This is a genomic window from Bacillus sp. LL01 (genome assembly GCF_001037965.1).
Window position 1 is genome coordinate 285,144 of sequence record NZ_LFEL01000002.1, and the last position, 25,495, is coordinate 310,638.

At 42.6% G+C, this 25,495-nt stretch carries 27 protein-coding genes; 2 read left to right on the plus strand and 25 right to left on the minus strand.

From position 1 onward, the window contains the following. Positions 1-216 precede the first annotated feature (216 nt). The 20 genes from raiA to AB685_RS07990 all read right to left on the minus strand — a co-directional run bounded on the left by raiA (position 217) and on the right by AB685_RS07990 (position 17,472). A complete protein-coding gene (raiA, locus tag AB685_RS07895) occupies positions 217-777 on the minus strand; it encodes a ribosome-associated translation inhibitor RaiA (protein WP_047970047.1) in 561 nt (186 codons plus the stop codon). A gap of 469 nt (positions 778-1,246) precedes the next feature. After that, on the minus strand, positions 1,247-1,633 hold the full coding sequence (locus AB685_RS07900) for a hypothetical protein (RefSeq protein WP_047970048.1): 387 nt from the start codon (positions 1,631-1,633) through the stop codon (positions 1,247-1,249). 9 nt (positions 1,634-1,642) lie between these two features. Beyond that, positions 1,643-1,996: a flagellar protein FliT gene (locus tag AB685_RS07905; protein WP_047970049.1), complete on the minus strand. Its 354-nt coding sequence runs from the start codon at positions 1,994-1,996 to the stop codon at positions 1,643-1,645. Next, entirely contained in the window at positions 1,996-2,397 is a 402-nt protein-coding gene (gene fliS, locus AB685_RS07910; RefSeq protein WP_047970050.1) for a flagellar export chaperone FliS, read from the minus strand. The genes AB685_RS07905 and fliS overlap by 1 nt, the downstream gene beginning before the upstream one ends. Positions 2,398-2,416: 19 nt before the next feature. Further along, positions 2,417-4,171, minus strand: a complete 1,755-nt coding sequence (locus AB685_RS07915; RefSeq protein ID WP_047970051.1) for a flagellar hook-associated protein 2 — start codon at positions 4,169-4,171, stop codon at positions 2,417-2,419. Between the two features lie 12 nt (positions 4,172-4,183). Beyond that, on the minus strand, positions 4,184-4,531 hold the full coding sequence (gene flaG / locus AB685_RS07920; protein ID WP_047970052.1) for a flagellar protein FlaG: 348 nt from the start codon (positions 4,529-4,531) through the stop codon (positions 4,184-4,186). A 156-nt stretch (positions 4,532-4,687) separates the two neighbouring features. Beyond that, positions 4,688-5,923, minus strand: coding sequence for a flagellin (locus AB685_RS07925; RefSeq protein ID WP_047970053.1), 1,236 nt, complete (start codon positions 5,921-5,923; stop codon positions 4,688-4,690). Positions 5,924-6,095: 172 nt separating this feature from the next. Then, entirely contained in the window at positions 6,096-6,323 is a 228-nt protein-coding gene (csrA, locus tag AB685_RS07930) for a carbon storage regulator CsrA (RefSeq protein ID WP_047970054.1), read from the minus strand. 15 nt (positions 6,324-6,338) lie between these two features. Then, complete coding sequence (gene fliW, locus AB685_RS07935) at positions 6,339-6,776, minus strand: flagellar assembly protein FliW (protein ID WP_047970055.1); 438 nt, start codon at positions 6,774-6,776, stop codon at positions 6,339-6,341. Between the two features lie 12 nt (positions 6,777-6,788). Next, the gene (locus AB685_RS07940; RefSeq protein WP_047970056.1) at positions 6,789-7,382 is read right to left on the minus strand and encodes a DUF6470 family protein; all 594 of its coding nucleotides are present in this window, start codon (positions 7,380-7,382) and stop codon (positions 6,789-6,791) included. Positions 7,383-7,656: 274 nt separating this feature from the next. Next, positions 7,657-8,535, minus strand: coding sequence for a flagellar hook-associated protein FlgL (gene flgL, locus AB685_RS07945; protein ID WP_047970057.1), 879 nt, complete (start codon positions 8,533-8,535; stop codon positions 7,657-7,659). 10 nt (positions 8,536-8,545) lie between these two features. Further along, entirely contained in the window at positions 8,546-10,408 is a 1,863-nt protein-coding gene (gene flgK / locus AB685_RS07950) for a flagellar hook-associated protein FlgK (protein ID WP_047970058.1), read from the minus strand. 11 nt (positions 10,409-10,419) lie between these two features. Continuing rightward, on the minus strand, positions 10,420-10,884 hold the full coding sequence (locus tag AB685_RS07955; RefSeq protein ID WP_047970059.1) for a flagellar protein FlgN: 465 nt from the start codon (positions 10,882-10,884) through the stop codon (positions 10,420-10,422). A 77-nt stretch (positions 10,885-10,961) separates the two neighbouring features. Beyond that, complete coding sequence (gene flgM, locus AB685_RS07960) at positions 10,962-11,225, minus strand: flagellar biosynthesis anti-sigma factor FlgM (RefSeq protein ID WP_047970060.1); 264 nt, start codon at positions 11,223-11,225, stop codon at positions 10,962-10,964. Between the two features lie 63 nt (positions 11,226-11,288). Then, positions 11,289-11,705, minus strand: coding sequence for a TIGR03826 family flagellar region protein (locus AB685_RS07965; protein WP_047970061.1), 417 nt, complete (start codon positions 11,703-11,705; stop codon positions 11,289-11,291). Between the two features lie 61 nt (positions 11,706-11,766). Further along, entirely contained in the window at positions 11,767-12,483 is a 717-nt protein-coding gene (locus AB685_RS07970; protein WP_047970062.1) for a ComF family protein, read from the minus strand. Further along, positions 12,461-13,963 (minus strand): DEAD/DEAH box helicase, encoded by a 1,503-nt coding sequence (locus AB685_RS07975; RefSeq protein ID WP_047970063.1) that lies wholly within the window; start codon positions 13,961-13,963, stop codon positions 12,461-12,463. Before AB685_RS07975 ends, AB685_RS07970 begins: the two co-directional genes overlap by 23 nt. A 285-nt stretch (positions 13,964-14,248) precedes the next feature. Next, positions 14,249-15,091, minus strand: a complete 843-nt coding sequence (locus AB685_RS07980; RefSeq protein ID WP_047970064.1) for a DegV family protein — start codon at positions 15,089-15,091, stop codon at positions 14,249-14,251. Positions 15,092-15,587: 496 nt separating this feature from the next. Next, positions 15,588-16,304 (minus strand): response regulator transcription factor, encoded by a 717-nt coding sequence (locus AB685_RS07985; RefSeq protein ID WP_047970065.1) that lies wholly within the window; start codon positions 16,302-16,304, stop codon positions 15,588-15,590. A 25-nt stretch (positions 16,305-16,329) separates the two neighbouring features. Continuing rightward, positions 16,330-17,472, minus strand: coding sequence for a sensor histidine kinase (locus tag AB685_RS07990; RefSeq protein ID WP_047970066.1), 1,143 nt, complete (start codon positions 17,470-17,472; stop codon positions 16,330-16,332). Positions 17,473-17,832: 360 nt separating this feature from the next. Here AB685_RS07990 and AB685_RS07995 point away from each other — a divergent pair, with 360 nt between their 5' ends. Next, positions 17,833-18,468, plus strand: coding sequence for a YigZ family protein (locus tag AB685_RS07995; protein ID WP_047970067.1), 636 nt, complete (start codon positions 17,833-17,835; stop codon positions 18,466-18,468). Between the two features lie 24 nt (positions 18,469-18,492). Continuing rightward, the gene (locus tag AB685_RS08000; RefSeq protein ID WP_053073754.1) at positions 18,493-19,467 is read left to right on the plus strand and encodes an LCP family protein; all 975 of its coding nucleotides are present in this window, start codon (positions 18,493-18,495) and stop codon (positions 19,465-19,467) included. A 208-nt stretch (positions 19,468-19,675) separates the two neighbouring features. Here the strand turns inward: AB685_RS08000 and AB685_RS08005 are convergent, their stop codons facing one another. The 5 genes from AB685_RS08005 to AB685_RS08025 all read right to left on the minus strand — a co-directional run bounded on the left by AB685_RS08005 (position 19,676) and on the right by AB685_RS08025 (position 25,491). Continuing rightward, positions 19,676-20,737, minus strand: a complete 1,062-nt coding sequence (locus AB685_RS08005; RefSeq protein WP_047970069.1) for an MraY family glycosyltransferase — start codon at positions 20,735-20,737, stop codon at positions 19,676-19,678. Positions 20,738-21,098: 361 nt separating this feature from the next. Next, a complete protein-coding gene (locus AB685_RS08010; protein ID WP_047970070.1) occupies positions 21,099-21,857 on the minus strand; it encodes a glycosyltransferase family 2 protein in 759 nt (252 codons plus the stop codon). A 15-nt stretch (positions 21,858-21,872) separates the two neighbouring features. Further along, positions 21,873-22,556: a hypothetical protein gene (locus AB685_RS08015; protein WP_047970071.1), complete on the minus strand. Its 684-nt coding sequence runs from the start codon at positions 22,554-22,556 to the stop codon at positions 21,873-21,875. Between the two features lie 17 nt (positions 22,557-22,573). Beyond that, complete coding sequence (locus AB685_RS08020; protein ID WP_047970072.1) at positions 22,574-24,055, minus strand: O-antigen ligase family protein; 1,482 nt, start codon at positions 24,053-24,055, stop codon at positions 22,574-22,576. A 128-nt stretch (positions 24,056-24,183) separates the two neighbouring features. After that, positions 24,184-25,491, minus strand: coding sequence for a UDP-glucose/GDP-mannose dehydrogenase family protein (locus AB685_RS08025; RefSeq protein WP_047970073.1), 1,308 nt, complete (start codon positions 25,489-25,491; stop codon positions 24,184-24,186). Between the last annotated feature and the right edge of the window lie 4 nt (positions 25,492-25,495).

Sequence of the window (25,495 nt, forward strand, 5' to 3'; positions counted from 1 at the left end):
CTCCTCTGTAACTATAGTCTTATAGCCTAAATAATATATAAATTTTAACACTTATTGGGGGTTGGTACAACTTAAAGGGGGATTTGCAGACAGTCTTTTCTGAAAATAATCAGGAAATGACAGAATAACTGATGATTTTACATTTCCCGAGAAATGATGCTAGCGGAAAAGGTCGACGAATTTGAAAAAGACCCTGTCGCCAGGGTCCCTTGATTATTAATAAGATTCAATTAAACCGTATTTCCCGTCGTTACGTTTATAGACAACATTTGTTTCATTCGTTGCCGCGTTCAGGAATACGAAGAAGTTATGGCCAAGCAGGTTCATCTGCAGGATCGCTTCCTCGCTGTCCATTGGCTTGAGGTTGTAACGCTTTGTACGAACCAAGTCCGCGTCGTCCTCTTCATCCTCTACCGCAATGTGTGCTGGTACTCCGTTATCAATCACTTCGTTGAATAAGTATTTAGGTGAACCAGTATCGCGAAGCTTACGGTTGACCTTCGTTTTATGTTTTCTTATTTGTCGCTCTAGTTTATCTACGACAAGGTCTATCGCTGCATAGAGATCATCGTGACTTTCTTCTGCACGTAACACTAGGCCTGTCATAGGAATGGTCACTTCAATTTTCTGTTGGTTGTTGTAGACTTTCAGATTCACTTTGCTTTCTGCATTGTCTGTGGAATCAAAATAGCGATTAATCTTTCCGATCTTAGTTTCTACATATTCTCGGATTGCTGGAGTTACCTCAATGTTTTCACCGCGTACGTTGTACTTCATAAAATGAACTCCTCCTTTTGTTCCTGTTTGGATTTTTATAGGATCCAAACAATCTGTCTACATGGTCCTTCCGGAAAAAATGGAAGGTTAAGCTTGGGTTAAGCTTATGTAAACATATTTCTACAATACCCTACAGAATTCCTGCGTAAACGTAAAAGATTTGTGAAGAATTTGTGAATGTCTGCGTCATGCCTGTTCGGGTGGGGTGAAACAAGTATATGCGGGGGGACGGGAAAACTTTCGTGAAATTTAGATCTCCATTCAAGTCCCAGTTTCCTTTCGTTCCAGACGTTCGCTTTCCGAGGGGCGGTGCTTGAGCCTCCTCACTTCGTTGCGGGGTCTCAAGTTACTGCTATCTCCCTCCGGAGTCTCACGTCTTGCACTTCAGTCAACAGGGGGGATCTCTATGATAAATCACCTATAGCTTTTAATAAAGAGAAAAAGAAAACCCTCCAAGATGAACGGAGAGTTAGTGGGCGATATGGGGCAGGACGTGCTTTTGGATGTTGTTTTTCCAGTTTTCGTAAGCAGGTCTGATATATGTTTCTAATGCTTCTTTCTCTGGGACTGAGTTTTGTTCGAAATGACCGATTTGCTCGAGTTCATCGACGAGGCCGCCAAAGTTGGCAATAACCTGCAAAGCTTCTTCGTTCTTTTCAAAAAGAATGACTAGATTCACGTGGGCTTCCGCAATCTTCCCGATCGCCTCGTAGCTGTCTAGCACGAGCTGGCGCGATAGAGTAGAGGATGCGGGACGATTTTCATCGCTCAAATACTCAAAGGCCTCCTCCACCGTTTCAAGGAGGGCATTGTATTTCCGTAACAAGTAAAATTCGCCTTCTGTTAATGCTGACATACTGTACTCCTAATTTCTTTTGTCATAATACATGCCATCCGCAGTCGGGGAAGTGTAGGCCTGACCATATGCCTTAGCCGTCTTTTTGGACTGTTGGATCTGCGCCCACTCCTGCTTCAACTGCTTGTGGAATGTCTCAAGCTTCGGCGTTATTTGTTGGCTTGTAGTTGCCACTTTTTTGCCGAGTGCCATCTCCTCTTCTGAAAAAGGTGGTGATAGGCGTTGTAGTAAGGAATCCCTTATCTCCAAAGCCTTATCGATTTGCTCCAAAAAGGAATCGCGCTCCTCCTCGGTCGGCAAAGGCCCTTCCAGCAATGTCAAAAGATGCGTGGTCACTTTGTCAAGGTTCTCGATGACGTTCATTATGCCTGTCCACTCTTGGCAAACGCCTGCTGTCGGCTTGATTGGATGACCTGTTTCCAGGCATCACGGAAATCTAACATGTGTCCTTCCACTTCCTCCACGATGGCAGGGTCGTTCTTCAAGTTCGCATCAATAAGGCGGCGATTCATATAATCATACATAGTCATCATGGATTTTCCTATCTCTTGGCTTGTATCCAGAGTTACCATCAGTTCCTGAATGATTTTCTGCGCCTTGATCAGGTTCGTGTTTTTCATTTCGATATTCTTATCTTCCATTCCCTTTTTGGCAAGCTTCATAAATTTGATAGCTCCGTTGTAAAGCATTAACGTCAACTCACCAGGGGTAGCGGTGTTAACAGAATTCTGCTGGTAGGCTTGGTAGGGGTTCTTCATTGCCATATATATTCACTCCTTGTTATCAGCCATTAAAAAATTGACTCATCAGTTGTGTAGATTGGTTATTCGCCTGCCCGATAGCTTTTTCCATCGCGGTAAACTGGCGCCAGTAGCGGTCTTCCACTGTTTGCATCCGGCGTTCGAACGCGGAGATGCGTTGGTCGACGTTTAGAAGTTCACGGCCGATGGTGAACTGCTGAGCAGTTCGAGCTGCGTTTCCGGCACGGGCTTCTATACTGCTGATTGTGGAGCGTGCTGTATCCCGAAGCTTTCTTGCAATTCCAAGACCGGAACCATCATTTCCGTTGGCTGTGAAAAGTTGCATCACAGAATTCGGGTCCTCAGCAATGGCAGCGCGTAGTTTATCATCATCAATGACAAGCTTGCCCTTGTCCCGATAGTTTGTGCTTGACGTGATACCAATCTGCCCGAGTTGACTAAATGCACCAGATAGACCCGGAATTGATTCATATAGGGATGAGCGCATTTTCCCTAGGCCATTTGTAAGAATAGAATCATTCCTCAACAATCCACTTTTCGCCTTTTCTTCCCATTGCTCGATTTGCTTTTCAGATAGGGGTTCCCGTTCATCATCAGAAAGTGGCTTATACTCACGGTAAAGAGGTTCTCCGACCTTGGCGTTAATTTTTTCAATTAATTCGTTGTATTTTGTTAGGTAATCCTTCACCGCATTGAACGTTTGATCCGTGTCATTGGCAACGTTAATTGCAGCCGATTCACCAGGAGCCATGTTTTCTTTAAGGTTGAATGTAACCCCATTGATGTTAAAGATATTGGAGTTACGCTGTGTTGTGACACCATTGATGGTAACTGTTGCAGCGGTACCACCTTTCTCTTGGCTTTGGTCAAGGTTCATGACACCAGTCAAAAATGCCCCTTGAAATTCTATTTCCTTACCCGCGCTATTGAAGTCACCAGCTTCTCTCTTACTGAAGACCAATCCACCGTTGTGTTCATCATAAAAAGCAGTTAGCCCAAGAGGGGAAGCGTTAATTTGGGAAACCATCTCATCCATGGTTGTGTCCGCATGAAAATTAAATTCATTTTCCACCGCTACTCCTGCTTGATTATAAGTCGTAATGGAAAAACGATAGTTAGCAGGCACTTCCACTTCTGCCCCAACGTCTAAAGTGTTATTAAAAATAATCTCACCGGACGTTTCATCATAATAGGCTTGATTTTTTCCTTCTTCAAACTGCTCCTGACTATTTACCAGTGTATAGGTAAGAAGTTCCCCATCCCCAGTTTTCACCTTCACCAACGACATATCCTTCGAGTCAATACCAGTGCCAGCCTGTATCCTGTCTGTCGCTTCAGTTAATGTAGTGGAGGGAACTATTGGTGATAAAGCATTATAATTCGCAATATTCCCACGCTGCTCCCATAAGCTTTTCGATGTATCGAGCTTTTTCGTTCCATCCATCATAGAAGAGGTGGAAGCATTGGTGGCAACTGTTGCAACCTGAACATCAGAAATCGTATAAGAAACATTCGCCGCTGATGAAGTGGCGGAAGCCGAAACCTTGTCATTTGTTGAAGTAACCTGTTTCTGAGAATATGTCCGCTGCAAGGTCATATCAAAAGATAAATTGCTAAACTCATTAAGCAATCTATTAACCTCTCGATACTCGTCCCGCTTCCACTCCAACAACTGCTTCTGCTGTGTCAATTTGTTCATTGGCATACGCTGAGCTTTCATTAGATCAGCTACCATCTGATTAATATCAAGCCCGCTCTGAAAACCAGTCAAACGCATATCCTTCACCACCTAAATCTTTTTATCTACAAACAACCCCATATACTCGGTCATTGCTGCATACATATCTAAAAACTTCTTTGAAGGAATCTCCCGTATAACCTCATCAGTGGCAATATCCACCACCGTCACATAATACTCATTCAACTCATCATGCAACTCAAAACGAACAGACACATTCATAGGCTTCATAAAATCATTCATTCCATCCACGATCGTTTCCATCTGTCTTCTGCTCTGTTCAGGATGAGCTTGCTTTGTTTCCTGGATTGATACATCTACTTTAGTTGAAACTGTTCCTTGATTCGTCTTTACTCGTGTTGTGGGATCAAAGGTGCTGGCCATTGGCGAAATGTGCATACGGGTCCCCTCCGTGAAATAAATACTCTATTAGTATTATCGGTAAGTAAAAAAGGATATAAAGAGGTTAGAGTAAGAAATAATAGTAGAAGCGTAATGGGGATTAAAATAAAATAAGAGACCCTAGTAATTCTAAGGTCTCCATTATAATTATTATTAACGAAGAAGTTGTAAAACTCCTTGTGGTTGTTGGTTAGCTTGAGCCAACATTGCTTGTGAAGCTTGCGCAAGAATAGAATTCTTTGTTTGTTCCATCATTTCTTTCGCCATGTCAACGTCACGGATACGAGATTCCGCAGCTGTTAGGTTTTCAGAAGATGTATTAAGGTTGTTAATTGTGTGCTCTAAACGGTTTTGGTTTGCACCAAGCTTAGAACGTTCAGCAGATACTGCTTCGATTGCATTGTTGATTGCTGTAACGGCGTTGCCGGCATTAGCAGCTGTAGAAACATCAAGTGCTGCTGCGTTAGCAGAGTTGTTTGTTCCATCTGTTACAGTATCTGTAGCAGTAAACCCTGTAGAACTTGCAGTACCTGTAAGACCAAGTGCCGCAGCTCTCATATCAGAAAACTCTAAAGTCATTGTTTGATTCTCGTTCGCACCAATCTGAGTAGAGAATGAAGAACTTGCACCAATTGCAGGCGTACCAGTTCCAGCAGGTGTTGCTGCAGTTACATCAAGTTCCCATGAATCTCCTGCAGCTGGTGTGGTTGGTAGATTTAATTCTAAACCATCTACTGTTAAGCTACCTGAAGTGAAAGTTACAGGGTTTGCTCCCGCTCCATCACCTTTATCTAAAGTAAAGGCTGTTCCATCAGCAGTTGCTAATGTCCATGTTGCTGAAGATCCTGTAAACGTTGTTGCATCTGTAAAAGTAACTTCCCCACTTGTTCCGTTAGTTTGATTTGAAGTTGCTGCTGCAGGCACGGCAGGTGCACCTGGTACAGCTGGACTTCCACCAGTTACAACTCCATCAGTAGCGTTTAGTAATTTCTGACCATTAAATTCAGTTGTATTTCCAATACGGTTAATTTCACTTGTAAGTTGGTTAATCTCTTTTTGAATTTCTCCACGATCTGATCCAGTATTTGTATCATTACCAGCTTGAACTGCTAATTCACGCATACGTTGAAGGATGTCATGAGTTTCATTTAACGCCCCTTCGGCGGTCTGGATCATCGAAATTGAGTCCTGGGCATTTCTGGAAGCTTGATCCAACCCACGAACTTGAGCTCTCATTTTCTCAGAGATAGCAAGACCAGCAGCATCGTCCCCAGCTTTGTTAATACGTAAACCAGAAGACAATTTCTCCATAGATTTCATTTGACCAGCAGTAGCACTGTTTAATTGACGGTGCGTGTTCAACGCAGCGATATTGTGATTAATTCTCATTACAATTTTCCTCCTTGAGTTGTCGCCGATTTCACGTCCTTGTGTAATCGGAGTTAGATTTGCAGATAGGTCAAAAGTCGGCCGCCTTTTGATTCTATTTGCTTACATGTTTTATATCGACCTGTCTCGACAACTGTTTATAGGGTGAGAGAGAATTTTTTTACAAATTGTATCATTTTTTTAATTGGTTGCTTAAAGCCTGCAAAAGGTCAAGAGAGGAGTGGGATGCTGCGTTGTTTTCCTCTTGGATGGAAAGGTAGATTTCTTTTCTAAGTATCTCGATATGCTTTGGTGCTTGGATGCCGAGCTTCACCTGGTCGCCGTTGATACTGAGGACCGTGATCTCGATGTCGTCACCGATTTTGATGGCTTCGTCTTTTTTGCGGGTTAGTACTAGCATGCGGTCTCCTCCTCTCTATTTTGCTATCGTTTCTGGGAATAGATTGTGCTTCGTCTGATAAGGGCTGCCTGTCAGGATCACTTGTTTACCGAGCTTCTTTTTCGTATTCACCACAACAGGTGCCTGGAGATTGGCAGTTGTTAGATGGAACGGGTCTGCCATCGTCAAAACCGTAAAGACAGTCACATCTTCAGGAGAATCCAGCTCAAGGGTATCCACCGCTTGGTTCTCCAAATTGAAATCATAATCGGGATAGAACGTGAATGGATTGGTCATTACAAACCCAAGCTCCGGTGTTTGGAGCGACTGCAGAATATAAAACGTCCCTTCCTCCGAAAAAGGAATGACCGTGAACTCATTCTCCTCTAAAAAACCCGGGAGTCCATTCGGGAACCTTACCACTTCTTTCTCCTGCACTTCTATCAATCCATGATATTTCGTTTCTATTTTCATCGTTTCACAACCTTATATTTTTTGTTCGTAGCCGCCTGTGCCGACATGGCGCAGGTTCTCAAAGTCTATTTGCAGTGATGGATGGTTGGCCATGTTGACCTGTGTGGAACCTGGTGTGTACTCATGCACCGGCTTATTTATTTTCGCATCTATTACAGGCTTGCGTTCCTGCACATTAATATCCACTCGACCTGGCTCATAATCAATTTTCACACTAAAATGCGATGGAATCCAGCCGATATTGAATTCTTTTGGCGGACCTTCGCTGTTTCGCTTTGCCTGGCGCGCAATCGCCCCGCCGCCATTTTCAATCCGCATCATTTCATTTCCATCCTGCGCAACCCGTGCCAGCCCCGCCAACCAATCCTGCCGCCCAAACTGCGCCGCCTCCTCAATCCTTCTCCCAACACTCTTCAAATCCATATCCTCTCGCGCCTGCGTCTGATCAATCGTCAACCTCCCAGGCGTCAGCTCCATCACCAACTCCGCCTTCGGTTGCTCAATACTCAGCTCCGATTTGGGTTGTTCAATCCTCTGAACAGGTTTTTGTATCTGCAGTTCAGTCTGTGCAAACGCCGACTGTAAACGAATCTGTGGAAAAAGCATTCTTGTTCACTCCTTTATTTAAAGGGTTTCGAAGTTTTTTATTGTGAATGCATAACCCTAGTTGATTGTAGTGGAAGGCGCGTAGACTCCTGTGGGAGGAAGGGACAGGTGAGACCCCGCAACGAAGTGAGGAGGCTCACGGACCGCCCACTGGAAAGCGAAGCGCCTGCAACGGAAATCAACCGTAGAGCGAATATGCTATAATTTTTTCACAAAAAAACTGCCCTAGAAACAACTGCCACCTAAACAGCTCCCTCCAAGACAGTTCCACTCCCTACCTTAAAAAATCCAACAATGAAGGCTGAATCACACGCGCACCCACACCAAGCGAAGCACGATGCACACTCTCCTGCGACGTCAAATCCGTAATAACCTTCTCAATATCCGCATCCTCATTATCAGACAAGATCCGCGTCGCCACCACTTCCTGATAGCCAATACGATTATCCACCATCTCCAAACGATTATATCGAGCACCAAGCTCCGAACGCTCCGCTGAAATCGTATCGGCAGCCTTATCAAAACGTCCCATCAAATCTTTCAGCGCATCCGTATCACTCGTTTCCAATGCCGACTGAAGACCATTCCAGATATCCATCATGTCCTTGTTGAAGACATTTTCTGAATTGATGTTGGATTGCAGCTTGATTCCACGGGAGACCTCCACCTCGAACGGGGAGTTTTCCGTGCTCACAGAAGTCGGATCATTCGCATCCGTGATACGTGGCTTATCAATAGCCGTCCCATTGAATATGTACTTCCCTGCAACCTGTGTATTCGCAACCTGAACGAAATCATGCTTCAACTGCTCGATCTCTTTTGCCATTGCCTGACGATCTTCAGGAGAATATGTATCATTGGAACCCTGCACCACCAATTCACGCGCTCGGTGCATCACGCTTTGAACGTGATCCAATGCCGCCTCCGAATTCTCCATCCAAGCGTACGATTCACTCAGGTTTCGTTTGTATTGCTCAAGCTCCGTCAGGTTTGTACGGTAGTACATCCCCTTCATCGCAACGACCGGGTCATCGGATGGCCGGGAGATTTTCTTACCGGTGGAGAGCTGTTCCATCAACTTGCCCATTTTGCTGTAGCTTGTACTTAATTGTCGCAGTGAGTTCTGCGTCAGCATGCTCTGTGTTACGCGCATTTATCTACACCTACCTTCCGCCTATTCCCATTCCGTTTATGATTTTATCTAAAAGTTCATCTGTTAACGTGATCATTCTTGCAGATGCGTTATAAGCATGCTGGAACTGGATCATGTTAGTCATTTCTTCATCTAGGGATACACCGCTGACCGATTGGCGACGCTGGTCCACAGACAGCCTCAACGTTTCACTGTTATAGGCAAGTCGGTTCGCTTCCTGGGCATCTACTGCCAATCCGCCGATAACACTTTCGTAGTAGTTTTGGAACGTGGTAGAAACACCGTTCAACTGAAGCGATCGTGATTTTACTTCAGCTAATGCAACCGCATTGCTTCCGTCCCCGACACGTCCGCCGACTTCACCGACTTTCGGGATGTCCACGCTGATGAAGTTGCCTTTTGACACGTCTTCCAGGCGAACTTTATCCAAATTGAAATTCACCGAAGGATTTCCGTTACCATCCGTAAACTCTTCGGAAAGTCCTGCTCCGAGCGCTTCTAGACTGGTGAAATTCCCAGAGGTTTTCATCTCCTGTTTTGGTGACTTAACTGCATCATATATTTTGTAGGTAAACTGTTGAACCCCATCGGCATCCACAGTAGACTGCACAGTAACAGACACATTTTCTACACTATTATAGCCATGGAACTCCCCTGTTGTGATGATTCCCTTGTTGTAACCGGATGCTGCAATATTGTCCAGGGATTGGACGATGTCAGCGGATACCGTAAACAGCTTAGCTGCATTCTTTTTATTGTCAGCAGTGATGTCTGTATTTTTAAATTCAAAGAATTTAAAAGCTGTGTGTTCTCCGTTTTCCATGCTCGAGATGCTCCAGCCGGATTCATGAACCCTATTAATCTCCTGGGCAAATTCGAACGCAACCGTATCCAAGTGGTTCAACATATCAGGGTAAAGACCATTTTGGGCGTTCCCTTCCATAAATCCATATGAGTCAATCAGGCCTCGCAGTTTACCGGAAGCCTGCATGCTACCGATTCCGAAGCTTGTATCCCCTAACTTGAAGCCATCGACAAGTCCAGTATCTGCTCGGTATTCTAAGGATAGACTGTTTACTCTCAGGCTAGAGGCATCCACCAGTGTACCTATTTTACGACCGGAATCGTCCACCATATCAATAGTAAACTTTCCTTCTGCGATACTGCTCGAATTACCGCCGCTACCTACTGTAGAAGTCTTTATATTAACCAGCTGGGATAATTCATCAACTAAACGGTCCCTTTCATCGTAAAGGTCATTTGCGAGATACCCATGAGGCTCTATTTCACCGATTTGCTTGTTGATATTATTAATCTGCTGGCTAAGCGCATTTACCTGCTTCACGGTGACATCCATCTCATTTTTGAGATCACCCTGAACCGAACTCAGGGAATCCGAAAGAAATCGGAAAGTTTCCGCAACCGCCAAACCGCGCTGTCTTACAACGGAACGTGCACCAGCATTGGTAGGATTAACCGCAAGATCCTGAAAAGCTTGCCAGAAACGGTCCAACGTCGTGGATAACCCCGTCTCGGATGGCTCGTTCATGATTTCCTCCATCTTTTGCAAAGAATCGGCACGAGATTCCCAATAGCCAAGCTTATTGTTTTCCCCGCGATACTGGATATCCAGGAAACTCTCCCGCATACGCTGGATGCTGCCTGCCTCTACCCCGGTTCCCATCTGTCCTGGTATTTGAGGACGGTTCATGGAAGCTGGTGGGTACGGTTCTGTTTGGGAAAAATTGACGCGTTGTCTTGTGTACCCCGGTGTATTGGCGTTGGCAATGTTATGACCGACCGTCTGAAGGGCAGTTTGCTGGGTAACCAGACCACGTCTCGCAACTTCGAGACTATGAAATGTTGAACGCATGGGTGTTCCTCCTAAGCTTTTGAATCGAACAGGGAGCGCGCAGGTGCACTCACGCTTTTCTTCGTGTTCGCAGGTTTTTCGTAGTTTACAGCATTCGGCTGCGGGTTAAGGGTGTTGATGGTCATCGTGACAAATTGCAGGGACTGCTGGAGAAGGAGTTGATTAAGCTCGTTCTGCTTTTGGATGTTGCCGATCGTTTCAGTCAGCCTTGTTTTCAGGTCAAGCAGCGCATTTTTCTCAGTCGGTGTGCCCATTTCCGCAAGCTCGGTCACCGTTTTCCCATGAGAGAGATCCGCTCGTTGCTTTTCCAGCTGGACAATCGCTCGTGTATATTGCTTTTCTTCTCTTGTGATCTGTTGCAGCTCGTCCACCTTGTTCGCTTTTACGACCTCTTCTTTCCGCACAGTCAGTTCATAGAGATAGGCGTGCAAGGTGAGCATTTTTTCTAATATGGATATAATAGTTGGGATTGGCATAGGATCTCCTTATTCTTAAGGACCTGTTTATAACGAGTGTGTTGATTTCCGTTATATAAAATACTATTTAACAGACCCTATTTATTAAAATAATAATCAATCATCTTACTTGCAACGGTCTTAGGGTCCACTTGATAGGTACCGTTTTCCACAGAAACCTTAAGCTTTGCAACCTTTTCCTGGCGGTCAGCTGCAAATTGGGAACGCTCCTGCATCTCTTTTGCCTTGCTGGAGATCTCCACCTGGTCGCTCTTTGCCTGGTTTGGCGCTATAACCTGCTGCTGTTTCATGTGATTCTTATATGGGTTTACTCCTGAAGGACCAATATTATTAATCTTCATTGTTATCCCTTCCTTTTCGAACAGTTTGTCTATCTATAAATATCGGCACAGTTTCTCGAATGTTTATAGGAACTTCTTATCAATTGCATGGTATGTTCTTCCTTCACTTCTGATCTTCTGCTGTCTTTCCTCTTCCCGGTCCAACTGTGAAAGCTGTCCCTGGATGTCTTTTTTACAGCCGATACAGAGCTTATCCTCTCTAATCATCCTACCACATCGGTCGCACGGATACCCCAGATTTGGAAAATGAGCCAGCTGAATTCGGCCTTTTCGGATGAACTTCAGAATCAAGGACTCTGAAACACCGGTACCTTCCACAACCTGGTCCAGCCTCGCCATCCTGTTTTCCCGTTGGCGAATGTATTTGTACACTTTTTGGTACTGCGTTTCCTCTTCTTTATAACATGCTTCACACACTTCCCTGAAGGCATTTTTAACATAAATCTGCCCGCAGTTTGGACAATTATCTAGTTGGGACATGAGGCAACTTCCTTTCGAGCAAAAAGTTCTTACTCTTTATATCGTAAGGGAAGGCGAAATGTTAACTGCGAACTAAAGTGAGAGAGGAGATATCAGTCGCCCCAGCCTCTTTTAGGACCTTTGCAGCCATCCGTATAGTTGTTCCAGTTGTATAGATGTCGTCGATCAGGAGAATCTTTTTCCCCTCTACCTTTTGGGGCTCAATGACGGAAAACGGATTTTCTTGTTGCAGTCGTTCTCGGCGGATTTTTTTGGATTGTTTGACAGAATCTGTTTTAGCGAGGGGCTCAATGATTTCTGTTGAGGATAGTAGTTTTGCCAATAATAGTGATTGGTTGAATCCACGCTCATAGAGGCGTTCGTCACTTAACGGAATGGGAATTAGCATGCGTTGTTCTTTTTTGAAAAACAAATCATACGTTTGACGGAAATCTTTGCTAAAAGCTTCTACAAGTATCGCGTCCCCTCTGAATTTGTATAGCGCCAATACTTCCTGCATGGGTTCATTGTATGAAAAGACGGAACGGTTCATCTGTAAAGTTCCCGCTGTTTCCGTTTCTCTCTCCCACCTATGGCAGTCAAAACAAATATCCTCATAACGGTTCTCCAATGGGACCTCTTCCCATACCCTGCCGCAAATTCTGCATAATTTACCGCAGATTTTCCGAAAAGAGTTTTCACATGGCTCACAAACCTGCTTGGGCTTGTTAATACCAAGGAACTCCCCCCAGCCGAAGGAAGAAGTAATCTCTTCCTTACATATTAAACAGTAATTCATTAAGAAATCCTCCTTTCTCCGCCCTGTAATTCATGCGTCTGATCTGGTCGACTGCCGCAATCATTTCGCGGGTTCGGCCATAGTGAAAAAAACGCACATCCCCGTCCGGATGCTGACTGTTGCGACCAGCCCTGCCAGCGATTTGCACGAGTGCACTTTCCGTAAAAAGGCTATCCTCTGCTCCAATTACACCTACCTGAACATTCTTAACCGTCACTCCACGCTCGAGAATCGTTGTTGTCACCAGAATGGTTATTTTGCCCTCGCGAAAGCCCGCCACTTTCTCCTTGCGATTCTTATCCTTGGCATGAACACCAGCTACAAGATCTCCGTGCTCTTTTTGAAGAATAGCGACAATCTGTTCTAGGAAAGCAATATTAGGGACAAAAAGAAAGATTGGTCGATTTGCAGCCTTGTACTTGTTAATCCAATAAAGCACGTTCCCCGGAAGCCTGTTCTTCTTCAACCGTTTTTCCCAGTTTCCACACCATTCCATGGCTGGTATCGGTAGCGGTTTCCGGTGATATCTTGCCGGGATGATGACAGAAGGCAACCTGTCCGAATGGGCATCGCGCTGCATTTTCTTGGATGGTGTTGCACTCAGATAGATCGTGCTCCCCTCTTCCTTTCTAGCTTGGCTGGCTGCATATTCCAAGACAGGGTCAACAGAATAAGGAAAAGCATCGACTTCATCAATAATGAGGGTATCAAATGCGCGGTAATAACGAAGAAGCTGATGGGTCGTAGCGATGGTGAGCGGGGAGTTTTTCGACCTGTCCTCGCTGCCGCCGTAAAGTGTGGCAATATTTATATCCGGAAACACCTGTTGGAGGCGTGGAGACAGTTCTAGAACCACATCGGTACGTGGGGTAGCGATGCAGACTCGCTTGCCCTTTGATAACGCTGTTTCTATACCCTTGAATAGAACCTCAGTTTTACCGGCTCCACACACAGCCCATACTAGTAAGGAAGTGTTGGTTTGGACCGTTTCGACCACTTTGCCGGAAGCTAGCTGTTGCCCTTTAGAAAGAGTGCCTTCCCAGTCAAGCTTACAGTTAAGGGTTACCTTTTCTGGTTGCGGTCCACTCCAACTGATGAGCGGCGTGCATTCACTGACCCTCCCCATCATGATGCAATTCCGGCAATAGGTGCACTCCTGGAGACAGCGAGCACAATGGTATGAAGCAAATAGGCTAGGCTTCCCGTTACCACACCTTTGACATGAATGACCGGACTTAGTAATTTTCATGCCATGACCGTATCTTATGTACCCATGCTGATAATGAGATTGGATGGTATCTTTGGAAAAAGGAATTTCATCAGGGAGAAGTCGCTTACCGTTGAGGTATTGTTGGAGATCGTGGTTGAAGGGGAGTGAGTGTTGGATTGGCGGATGGGGGATATCAAGGATATCGGATATTCTCTTCGCGCCATTCCTTTTGATGGTCAATAAATTATTTTGTGTGGTGTTGAAAAGCATTGGATTCCTCCTTAGTTAGTGTAGTTTTAGGATGCGGTTGTTTATTAGAAACTCTAGCTGGTGATTGGAGCGAAAGGCGAAGACCCGGCGGGGGAGTAACGACAATCTTGAGACCCCTCAAGTGTTGCGAGAGGCTCAAGGTCGCCCCGCGGAAAGCGAAGCCATTTGCGGAAATAAACAGCGGTGTATAACCCGATTCTAAAGCTATGTCTTGCACGGATATAACAATCCCAAAAAAGACACCACAAGCAAGCCTGCTCATGATGTCTGTTTTCGTAGTTTGTATTATCTTTTGTACCAGCCAAGCCCAAGAGCACCTTCACCTAAATGCGCCCCAATTACCGGACCAAAGTAGCTCAAAAAGAACTCGACGTGTGGATATTTCTGTTCAAGTTCCTTTTTCATATCTTCCGCTTCCGCCTCACGGTTCGCATGAATCACCACTGCACGCATCGGCAATTGTTGGGAAGCATCTTCATCAAACAAGTCATGGATGCGCTTAATCGCTTTTTTGCGTGTGCGGATCTTTTCAAACGGGACAATTTTCGTGTCGACAAAATGCAACAACGGTTTCACCTGCAGGAGGCTACCGAGAATCGCTTGAGCACTGCTAAGTCTACCTCCGCGCTGAAGATGGGAAAGATCATCCACCATAAAGTAGGCACGGTCAGACTCTTTCATCATGTTCATGCGTTCAATAATCTGTTCAGGCGTCTTTCCTTCCCCGGCCATTTCCGCAGCTTCCAAGACGTAGAATCCCTGGATCATACAGCTGATCTCGGAGTCAAAAGCGTGAACCAGAATATCCTCGACCATATTGCCTGCCGCAACTGCCCCTTGGTAGGTGCCGCTGATGCCACTTGAAAGGTGGATACTAACTACTGCGTCATAATCCTTTGCAAGCTTTTCATAAAGTGCAACGAATTCTCCGATTGCCGGTTGTGAAGTAGACGGCAGGTCACGACTATTTTTTACCTCTTCATAGAATTGGTCAACTTTAATTTCAACTTCTTCTTGGTACGATTCGTTCCCGAAAATGACATTCAGCGGGATCATATGTATATCAAGCTTTGCGCGTAATTCTGCTGGGATGTAGGCTGTACTGTCTGTTACAATCGCCGTTCTCATAATGGTAGACCTTCCTTATACAACTTATTTCTGTTATCTATTTAGATTGTACATGATATGGGAATAAGTTTCATCTTTTGTTTGGTTTTTATTTGGAGGGGTGAAGATACTCAGGGCGGTCATGTAATTCGAGTTAATTTTGAAGGGGTTTTTACAAAAAGCAAATCAAATTCTTGTTCGGGGAAGGGAATCGTGGACACTTTGTAGCCTTTTGGCGTCCTATAACCACATTACACAGAGCTCACAGGTGACTTTATCAGCCAGCTTTTCTTTTATTGTCCAACTCCTGGAACTTATTATCCAAGTTTTTGTTTTATAAGCCAACTTTTTGATTTATAGTCCAACTTTTCATTTTATGAGCCAAGTCGCAGCATTTAAAGGCCATTCGACACCACCAGACAAGTTTCGCCCGTCGCCACCAGTAGCCCCCCGTCCCCTCCCCCTATCTCTCCCAAAAATCCCCACAAAAAAACCCTGGAGAACCAAATCCCCAAGGTTACCTAACCTCTACCCAGCCATGCTTGATTGCGACAACAACGGCTTGTGTACGGTCATTTACATTCATTTTTTGAAGGATGTTACTTACGTGGTTCTTAACCGTCTTCTCACTAATGAACAACGATTCCCCAATTGCCTTGTTGCTCTTTCCGTCAGCCAATAGCTGAAGCACTTCGCACTCGCGGCGAGTCAGTAAGTGAAGTGGACGGCGAATTTCAACTTGTTGGTATGTTGTAACAGTCGAGCCACCATTGCCCCCACGCGCACCGCTGCCCACTCCGTTTTCGGTTAAGCGACGGTATTCTCTTACGAGGTTGTGCGTCACTCTTGGGTGAAGATAGGATCCGCCATCAGCGACAACCTTTACGGCATCCACCAGTGCATCTGCGTCCATCTCTTTCAACAAATACCCGCGTGCACCAGTCTGCAATGCATGCGTTACATAGTTTTCGTCATCATGAATGGATAGTACGATGACCTTCGCTTCCGGGTTGGCTTCGACAAGTTGCCTTGTAGCCTCCACACCGTTTACTTTCGGCATGTTGATGTCCATGATGAAGACGTCCGGCTCATGCTTTTGCATTAATTCGAGCGCATCTGCTCCATCGTCCCCTTCTGCCACCACGTGAAAGTTTGCTTCAAAATCCAGAATGCGTTTTACTCCTTCACGGAAAAGCTGATGATCATCAATAATCACGATTTTTGTCGTATCCATTCCTCTCATCCTCCCAAATACATTTTCAGCTTAACGGAATTTTGATAAAGACGGTGGTACCATTGCTAGCCTTGGACTGGATATCCAGTTCCCCGCTGATAAGCTCTACCCGTTCTCTCATTCCAATCAAGCCAAACGACTTTTCTTTTTTTTCTGTCGTATCAAATCCTACACCGTCATCTTTTACAATGACAATAATATGGGTAGGTTTCACTTCTAATTTCACATAAATGGAGCTTGCTTCTGCGTGCTTAATCGCATTTGTGAGTGATTCCTGCACAAGCCGGAACACTGCAACTTCCAGGTTCGACGAAATGCGATGCTCGACTCCAAGGTTCATGAATTCAATTCGGGGATAGCCGTTATGATAATCCTCGATAGTCGAAATATATTTCTTTAACGTAGGCACCAACCCTAAATCGTCGAGTGCCATCGGGCGAAGATCATAAATGATTCTTCGTACTTCATATAAGGCGGAACGTACCATCACTTTCAATGAACGGATCTCCGATAATGCTTCACCAGGCCCGCGCTCCCGGAAGGTCCGGTCGATCAGGTCCGAGCGCATCATCACATTTGCCAGCATCTGTGCAGGGCCATCATGTATTTCTCTTGAAAGGCGCCGGCGCTCCTCTTCCTGCGCTTCCATGATCTTGAAGCCGAACTCACGCTTCTCGGAGGCATCCGCTATCATCTGTCCGACCTGCTGCAAGTCACCTGTGACATAATTGAGTATCACGGAAACCTGGCTGACAAGCCGATCCGCCTTAGTAATTGTCTCCTCGAGATTTAGCAACCTACGCTCAATCTCATTTCTGCGATTCCGCAGCTGCACCTCTTTTTGCGAGATGGTATGTAGCTCCAGTTGAAGCTCGTGTGCATGGTCATACGCTTGTCTGATTTGCTCTTCTGTATAATTTTTAAATTGCCTGCTTACTTCCGAAAGACGGTTTCGTGCCATGCGGACTTGAACCTCAAGCTTATCCTGTTTATGTATAAGCTGCGTGACTTCAAGCTTTACCGCATTCAACTCTTTCCCAAGGTTCTCAAATTCCTTACGGGAACTTTCCCCTATTTCGAAAATTTCGTCCTTGCTCACTTCCACCGTATTTACCATTTGTTCAATAATCATGTCTAATTGTTTAGAGTTTATAACTTTCCGAGACATAGGACATCCTCCAAAAGACCCGGTATTCTTAAAAGAATATCGAGAATGCTTCTTTATCGATATAGTACATTATACCCAAAATTAAGAAAGACACCATATGCTATATCATTCCAAATCTTCCAATTGTTTATGGGGGTACCTGTCGAAAATTGTCCACACTTCATTATATCGGACGAAAGTTTTACTTGTATAACATTATTATTACAATCGGGTTAAACTTTGTCGATTTTTGCCGCACAAAAGGAGTTATGGACTAGAATTCATTTGATGTCCTCACCTTTAGCAATTATAATAGAAAGGGCATGGGTCTTTTATTTAGAGACCTACAAATGTGCCAATCATCAAAGGGGAGTTGTCAGATTGCTATCTCACTACTATACCGTAAAAGGGCATGGAGAGCATGAAATAAACATACAAAAATCAAGATTCATCTCTCACGTTGCCCGTGCAACCACTGAAGAACAAGCACAAAGCTTTATCCAAGACATCAAAAAGAAGCACTGGGATGCAACCCACAACTGCTCCGCCTATATGATCGGTGAACACAACCAGGTCCAAAAAGCCAACGATGACGGAGAGCCCAGCGGCACAGCCGGCGTCCCCATCCTTGAAGTTCTGAAAAAAAAGGATCTGAAAGACACTGTAGTTGTCATTACCCGCTACTTTGGCGGCATTAAACTTGGTGCCGGAGGACTAATCCGTTCCTACGGAAAAGCCACCTCCGAAGGAATTAACGCTACAGGAATGGTAAAACGGGAATTAGTGCAAATTATGCATACAAAAGTTGAGTACACATTACTAGGTAAGATAGAAAATGAATTACGCTCTTCATCCATACACCGTTTGAAGGACATTCACTATCTGGAAGATGTAACGTTCGACGTGTATGTAGAGGAAGATAAATTACAGGATTTCCTGGACTGGATGACAGACATCACAAATGGAAAAGCGGAAATCACTCCTGGAGAGCGGCTTTACCTTGAACAGGACGTGTAAATCTTTTATAGAGGAGACAAGACATTGGTTAATTCTAGATATGAAAAGAAAAGAAAGAAGGGTAGAAGATTAAAGCGTATCCTTTTCGTTTTTCTGACGCTTTTCTTGGCAGTAGTTGCTTATGGTGGTTACCTATTACTCGAAACATACCAAGCTGCAAATGAAGCATATACTGAGTTGGACAGGGACAAGTCCAAATACCGGGATAAGGAAGTGGAAATCAACAAAGATCCATTTTCCGTACTAATCATGGGAATTGAGGATTATTCTACAGGTGGAGAAAATGGTCGAACAGATACACTGATGGTCGCAACCCTTAATCCAAAAGATAAAACAATGAAACTGTTAAGTATCCCACGTGATACGCAAGTTTATTTTGAACACCTAGGCTATTATTCCAAAATAAATCATGCAAATGCGTATGGTGGCAAAGAAATGACCATAGAAAAAGTGGAAGAACTGCTGGAAGTTCCGATTGATTATTATACCACAGTGAACTTTGAAGGATTCAAGAACGTCATTGATATTGTGGGCGGAGTAGAAGTAGAGGTTCCGTTTGATTTTACTGAAAAATCTGATGTGGACAGTTCCAAAATATACTTTAAAGAGGGACCTATGAAACTGGATGGTGAAGAAGCACTTGCTTACGCTAGAATGAGAAAACAAGATCCTCGTGGTGATTTTGGTAGGAACGACAGACAAAAACAGATCATTCAGGCTGCAGTAAGCGAAATGCTTTCTCCAAGCAATCTGTTTAAAGTGGATAACATCGCAAAAGAAATGGGAACCAATGTCCAAACGAACATTCGAGTGTCCGAAGGAATTGGTTTAAGCAAACTTTATGCAGGTTTCAACTCCTCCAGCTTGGAGAGCCTTACACTCGAAGGCGCTGATGACAGCAGTACCGGTGTTTACTACTTCATTCCATATGAAGAGAGCATCCTTGATATCAGAAGCACTCTGAAAAAGCATTTGGAGATCGAAGAGACAACCGACTGAAGAATAATGAAACGGAGGCAGTCCGTGAAGCAGGTATGAACCTACTTTACGAACTGCCTCTTCTTTTAGAGATATAGTTAAATTATACGTATAACTTTTATAGAGTTAGGATATAGTAATAATCTCCAGTCCCTAAAAGCTAAAGACTTCATTTATTTGCATAAAAAAAGAATGTAGAAAACTTTGAGCTTCTACATTCTTTTTACCATTAATTTTTACCTGTAACTTTTTTATAGAAATTCAAAAACGGCCTATTTTTTACATTGATAATCCCGACTATTTCCGCAATGAATTGTATGGTGATGACCAATGCAATCATTATCAGTATAGTGCCTAGAAATGTCGCAGAAGTCAGCATCACAGCACATACGCTGAAGAAAATACCGAATACATAAATGAGTAGGACCGTATTTCTATGGGAAATTCCAATCGCGAGTAATCGATGATGCAGATGACTCTTATCAGGTGCCGATATAGGCTGCTTATTTAAGAAACGTCTGATGATAGCGAAGGCTGTATCAAAAATCGGAACACCAAGAATGATAATTGGAATAACGAAACTGAACAAAGTTACACTTTTATACAAACCCAACAAAGAGAATACGGATATACAATAACCCAAGAATAATGCACCAGTATCACCCATAAAAATTTTCGCTGGATGAAAATTGTAGAATAAGAATGCAATCGTACTTCCCAATACAATTAAGCATAATGTCAGGATCATTTCTTTTCCTGCGATACCCGCCATTACCGCCAATGTGGCAATCGCAATAGAGGAAATCCCAGCAGCTAGTCCGTCGAGTCCGTCAATTAGGTTGATGGCGTTGGTAATACCTACAATCCACAGAATAGTTACCGGGATTGCCAGCCAACCTAAATCAAATCGTTCAATGACAAAAGGAATGGTAATAAATTCTATCTTTAATCCCGTATAAACTACTACACCTGCAACGAGAAGCTGCCCTAATAATTTGGTTCTGGCTTTTAATTCGTACATATCATCTAAAATACCGATCACTACAATGATGATAGCCCCTGCTGTAATTCCGTATATTCTTTCATCATAAAGACCTGATACGATATATCCAACTACTACACCAATGAATATCGCTAAACCACCGAGTCGCGGCATGACTTTTTGATGCACTTTTCGATGATTAGGTTTATCTGTCGCTCCAATTTTGTGAGCGAATTTTATCACTAAGGGGGTAACCAAAAGGACTGTACCGAAAGCAGCCAAGAATGTCAAAATCAATTTAATGTCCATTGTTAGAACCACCTGTAATTTTATTTTTAAGTCTTATTTTATTTTTCACCTGACAAGAAGAATGAATGTTAGGTTTTTTTCGCCAAAATTTGCACGCTAAACGAAAAAATTTAATCCTGTACCATTTTAACAGATAATTTGGTGTTAATAAACTGTCTGGAGAATTAATTTTATGTTACGTTTGTAAATTGTGAATATAGATTAAACTTCTACCTTGTTATACCCACTTATTAAGACGTAAAAACTCTCCAAAAGTTTCCCTATAACCATTCAACAAATAAATTGGAAATAAATTCTTTCGTTTCACAATAAAAAAGCAGGAGGAAAAACTGATTGTTTTCCCTTCCTGCTTTCTATTTACTTATGCTTGAATCCTTTTTCTGATTGCATGATATGCATAATTGATTAAACACCAACTGGCATAAGGAACACTTAGCTTTTCAATTTTTCTGTAGACATACCAGTTTCTCTTTGCGGTCTTTAATTTATTGCTTGATATAGACCCTTCCACTAGTCGGTAATTGGATAACGGCTCTTGCATCCCATACGCGACATGTCCCTCACGGAGCACTTGCAACCATAAGGCATAATCCTGTCGGGTTCTTATTAAAGGCATTTGCAGTTGACCAACCTGCCTCCGGTCAATCATGACGGTTAAACAGCCAATAATTGTATTTTTCAGCAAACCTTTATAATTAATTTTAAGCGGAACTTTAATGACTTTATCCAGCAGCTTACCGCCTTCATCCATTAAATTATATGCGGTATAAGTGAACGCATGATTATGTTCTTGCATGAAAGCCAATTGCTTTTCAAGCTTTTCCGGCAACCATAAGTCATCGCTGTCCAGAAAGGCTACATAATCACCCTTCGCTTCTTTCAAAGCTGTATTCCTTGCAACCGCAGCACCACTGTTATCCTCTAGAAATATTGGCTTGATTCGTGGATCTTGGGCTGCATAGTTACTTAAAATTTCCTTCGTTTTATCACTGGAACAATCATCCACAATAATCATTTCCCAATTAGCAAATGTTTGTTCTCGGACTGAATCAATGGTTTCAGCAATGAATTTCTCAGCATTATAGGAAGGAGTTATGACTGAAATTTGTGGGGAAGACATACATAAACACCATCCTTACATTTCGTCTTCTCTAAATAAAATTGGGACCACAATATAAGCGAATACAAACGTTAAACCAACAAGTCCACCCAACACAGCACGCTTCTTTGCAGAAAAACTTTCCTGTCGATATTCATTCACTCTTACCGGTTCAGATAACTGTGAAGGGTACAACGTTAGCAATTCATTTTGTAGTTCATAGATGAAACGTTGTTTGTCCACCTTTGAGTCTTCACTAACTGTTTCATCACTCAACGTTTGAAAACTATCTTCTAAAATAGATGCTTTTTCTTCGTACTTTTCATTATCATATGTTAAAAATGCTTCTACAAGCTCATTTGATACTTTTTCTACTTCCTCTTCATTGTCTGATCGGTAAGTCATATCAATGGCACTGTTTGAAACGGTATTTATCACTAAGCCCGATTTAATATCTTCTAAATCCTCAGGCTGATATGCAGGAAATACTGATTCGAGAAACGAATAGCCAGACAAGAGAGTTTTAACACTTTCCGGGCTATTCATATTCGGGTCGTCATAATAGCCTAACTCTATTTTTGTTTTAGCGGCATAGCTGACAACAGGTTTTGAATTTTTCTCAAAGAAATAACCTAAACCGCCTAATAACAAGGGTAAAATAATAATTAAAGGAATGGATTTTTTAATCCGGATTAACAATTTATTTAATAAGTTGTCCATTTTATTCTCCTTTTATTTCAAAGGTTATGATTAGATAGTATCACTTTTTCTTCTCTACCTTTTATTCTCAATATATTTAGTGAGGCTATTCCAAACGCCAACAGCACCCAATGGAAAAACAGGTTGGAAACAGAACTAGGGCTTATACTTGAAACGACAAAAGCAGCTAAAGCGACAAGGATTGCTTCCGTAACAAGCTTATATTGATTGGTTAATCCATTCTCATGGTGTTTGTACAGTTTAAACAAGAGATATGCATACAATGTTAAGTAGCCTAAAAGCACAAATATACCAAAGTTCGTGAATATTTCCAAAAACCAGAAATGTACATTAGCAACTTCATCGGTATCATGAATGGAATAATTGCGCATGTAATATTCGGTATTACCAGCTCCTACTCCCATGCCAAAGGAATCCAAAGAAAAATTAAATGCATTTCTAATTAGATTCGCTCTTCCGACATTAGAAGGAAGTCTCTCTGAAAAATCATGTATGGTAGGACTCATGAACAGGGTGGAAAAGGTGGTCCAGAGCTTATTGTAAAATACTGCAACAAACAACGCCGCACCAGCTGCTCCCAAACCTAATATCCACCGTTTCAACTTTTTGTTGCATAAAATAAATACATACACTCCAATCCCAACAACGACCGCTAATTGACTGGCACGGGATTCACTTAGCAGAATCAGGTGAATTGCCACTAGTGATAATACAACCCCTATAGCCTTCCAATAATTATTTTTTCCATTTCTAATCAACGATAGAAAAAAGAACAAGGAAACGGAAAGGAAAGTCGCAAAATCGTTTTGATTAGTAAAAACAGAGGTAGGATAATGCTGTTTATATTCAGGACCCAGATATAAAGTGGAACTAGGAAGATGATTTTTGGTAAAAGCATTCCAATAACCAATTAACATCACAAATACAGACATGAAGACCCATATATAATAGAAATTCATTAATCTCTTCAAATTGTTAATGAATAGCGTGACGATAAACATGAGGAAAATCCCCATTACTAAGATGGAAATATACTTAATACCATTTGTAACCGATTTAGCCCACAATAGTGTCAGGAGAGCATAATAAATCCAAAAAACAAAAAAAAGCAGCATTCCTTTTACCTTTATTCTTTCCCATTGTAACCATAAATCTTTTCTGAACTCACTGCGAATCAAATTGAAAACAATCAAAAAGCCTACTATTATTAACAATATCCTGTAGGGAAACAAGCTGAAGAACCCTAAGTTTATTGCAAAAAAAGCGTTGTTTAAAAAGGTTAGGCCCAATAACACATAGATTGAAACCAACAAAAATCTACTATCGAAAAGGTATTCCTTTAAGATGACTAATATTAGTAAAGCAAAATTGAAAAGTACCAAGGGTATATATATGTTCGGTTTATCAATAAAGATGAAACCTGCTGTAAGTATTGCCCCCAGTAATAATCCACCTACCCCAATTACCACTTGCCTGATGCCAGCAAATCCCAGGTTCATTTTCCTCCTCCTAAATCCACTTACCAATTTATTAATCAATGGAGCTCCCTACACGGCATTAGAAAGCCTCCATCAAAAAGAAGTGTTAATTATATTATTCCAAATTCTTTACTGCCGATACTTATACGTTAATTGATTACAGGTCTACCAATGGAGTGATAGATGATGGAATACTTTTTCACTTCGTTCAGATCAAAAATGTTCCTACCATCAATAACAATAGGATTTTTTAAGCATTCTTTCATTTTTTGGAGATCCAGTTCTTTCACTTCAGGTAGATCTGTAACAATGATACAAGCATCTGCATCATTTAGAGCTTCGTATTCATGCTCAAAATAATCGATGCTATCACCAAAATGCTTTTTTGCTTCAGTGATTGCTATCGAGTCAAAAGCCTTTACCTTTGCACCAGCCTTAAGAAGTTCAGGAATGATCTCAAGTGATGGAGCATCTCTCATATCATCTGTGTTCGGCTTGAATGCCAAGCCCATAACAGCAAATGTCTTTCCTTCAATTTCACCAAAGATATCCATGACCTTTTGGACGACCCTGCTCTTTTGAAAATCGTTGGTTTCCATTACTGCTCTGATTAATTTAAAGTCGTAACCGACAGAATTTGCGATATGGAGCAAGGCACTTGTATCTTTAGGGAAGCACGATCCTCCATATCCTATCCCGGCATTAAGGAATTTCTTACCGATTCGGCTATCCAAACCCATTCCTTCTGCCACCTTCGTGACATCAGCTCCAATTTCTTCACAAATGTTTGCGATATCATTAATGAACGAAATTTTAGTAGCTAAAAAGGCATTGGAAGCATATTTAATCATTTCAGCGCTTTCTAAATCAGACTTTAAAATGATGGTATTAAAAGGAGAATGTAATTCTTCAATTATGCTGGCCGCCTTCTCACTGGACGCACCAATTACAGCACGTTCCATATTCATTGTGTCTTCTATAGCTGACCCTTCACGTAGAAATTCAGGATTGGATACCACGTCAAACTCCTGGTTACCTCCAGAAACCTCATTGATGATTTTAGAAACCCTTTTACCTGTACCTACTGGGACGGTACTTTTATTTACAACAACTTTATAAGAATTTAAGTTTTCACCGATTGTTTTTGCAACCGCATCAACATAGGTTAGATTGGCTTCACCTGTGTCAGCCATAGGTGTTCCTACCGCTATATAAATTATCTCAGAATCTTTAATGGCATCTGCAATATCTGTGGTAAAAGAAAGATTTCCATTTTCCACATTTTTTTTCACCAAATCTTCAAGACCCGGCTCGTAAATAGGGATAATCCCATTCTTTAAATTATTTATCTTCTGGTCGTCTATATCGCAACAAATGACACGATTGCCAATCTCTGAAAAACAAGTCCCCGACACTAATCCGACATAGCCGGTTCCCACTACTGCTATTCTTTTCATACTA

Bases quoted from the DNA above. Each gene is read 5' to 3' on its own strand.
- AB685_RS07955 (WP_047970059.1), bottom strand. From the start codon at position 10,884: ATGCCAATCCCAACTATTATATCCATATTAGAAAAAATGCTCACCTTG.
- AB685_RS08010 (WP_047970070.1), bottom strand. From the start codon at position 21,857: ATGTCTTCCCCACAAATTTCAGTCATAACTCCTTCCTATAATGCTGAG.
- flgM (WP_047970060.1), bottom strand. From the start codon at position 11,225: ATGAAGATTAATAATATTGGTCCTTCAGGAGTAAACCCATATAAGAAT.
- AB685_RS08020 (WP_047970072.1), bottom strand. From the start codon at position 24,055: ATGAACCTGGGATTTGCTGGCATCAGGCAAGTGGTAATTGGGGTAGGT.
- AB685_RS07925 (WP_047970053.1), bottom strand. From the start codon at position 5,923: ATGAGAATTAATCACAATATCGCTGCGTTGAACACGCACCGTCAATTA.
- csrA (WP_047970054.1), bottom strand. From the start codon at position 6,323: ATGCTAGTACTAACCCGCAAAAAAGACGAAGCCATCAAAATCGGTGAC.
- AB685_RS07965 (WP_047970061.1), bottom strand. From the start codon at position 11,705: ATGTCCCAACTAGATAATTGTCCAAACTGCGGGCAGATTTATGTTAAA.
- AB685_RS07980 (WP_047970064.1), bottom strand. From the start codon at position 15,091: ATGAGAACGGCGATTGTAACAGACAGTACAGCCTACATCCCAGCAGAA.
- AB685_RS07900 (WP_047970048.1), bottom strand. From the start codon at position 1,633: ATGTCAGCATTAACAGAAGGCGAATTTTACTTGTTACGGAAATACAAT.
- AB685_RS07970 (WP_047970062.1), bottom strand. From the start codon at position 12,483: ATGAATTACTGTTTAATATGTAAGGAAGAGATTACTTCTTCCTTCGGC.
- raiA (WP_047970047.1), bottom strand. From the start codon at position 777: ATGAAGTACAACGTACGCGGTGAAAACATTGAGGTAACTCCAGCAATC.
- AB685_RS07915 (WP_047970051.1), bottom strand. From the start codon at position 4,171: ATGCGTTTGACTGGTTTTCAGAGCGGGCTTGATATTAATCAGATGGTA.
- AB685_RS07985 (WP_047970065.1), bottom strand. From the start codon at position 16,304: ATGGATACGACAAAAATCGTGATTATTGATGATCATCAGCTTTTCCGT.
- AB685_RS08015 (WP_047970071.1), bottom strand. From the start codon at position 22,556: ATGGACAACTTATTAAATAAATTGTTAATCCGGATTAAAAAATCCATT.
- flaG (WP_047970052.1), bottom strand. From the start codon at position 4,531: ATGCACATTTCGCCAATGGCCAGCACCTTTGATCCCACAACACGAGTA.
- AB685_RS07990 (WP_047970066.1), bottom strand. From the start codon at position 17,472: ATGTCTCGGAAAGTTATAAACTCTAAACAATTAGACATGATTATTGAA.
- AB685_RS08025 (WP_047970073.1), bottom strand. From the start codon at position 25,491: ATGAAAAGAATAGCAGTAGTGGGAACCGGCTATGTCGGATTAGTGTCG.
- AB685_RS07940 (WP_047970056.1), bottom strand. From the start codon at position 7,382: ATGCTTTTTCCACAGATTCGTTTACAGTCGGCGTTTGCACAGACTGAA.
- AB685_RS08005 (WP_047970069.1), bottom strand. From the start codon at position 20,737: ATGGACATTAAATTGATTTTGACATTCTTGGCTGCTTTCGGTACAGTC.
- flgK (WP_047970058.1), bottom strand. From the start codon at position 10,408: ATGCGTTCAACATTTCATAGTCTCGAAGTTGCGAGACGTGGTCTGGTT.
- AB685_RS07975 (WP_047970063.1), bottom strand. From the start codon at position 13,963: ATGCTTTTCAACACCACACAAAATAATTTATTGACCATCAAAAGGAAT.
- AB685_RS07905 (WP_047970049.1), bottom strand. From the start codon at position 1,996: ATGAACGTCATCGAGAACCTTGACAAAGTGACCACGCATCTTTTGACA.
- flgL (WP_047970057.1), bottom strand. From the start codon at position 8,535: ATGCGCGTAACACAGAGCATGCTGACGCAGAACTCACTGCGACAATTA.
- fliS (WP_047970050.1), bottom strand. From the start codon at position 2,397: ATGGCAATGAAGAACCCCTACCAAGCCTACCAGCAGAATTCTGTTAAC.
- fliW (WP_047970055.1), bottom strand. From the start codon at position 6,776: ATGAAAATAGAAACGAAATATCATGGATTGATAGAAGTGCAGGAGAAA.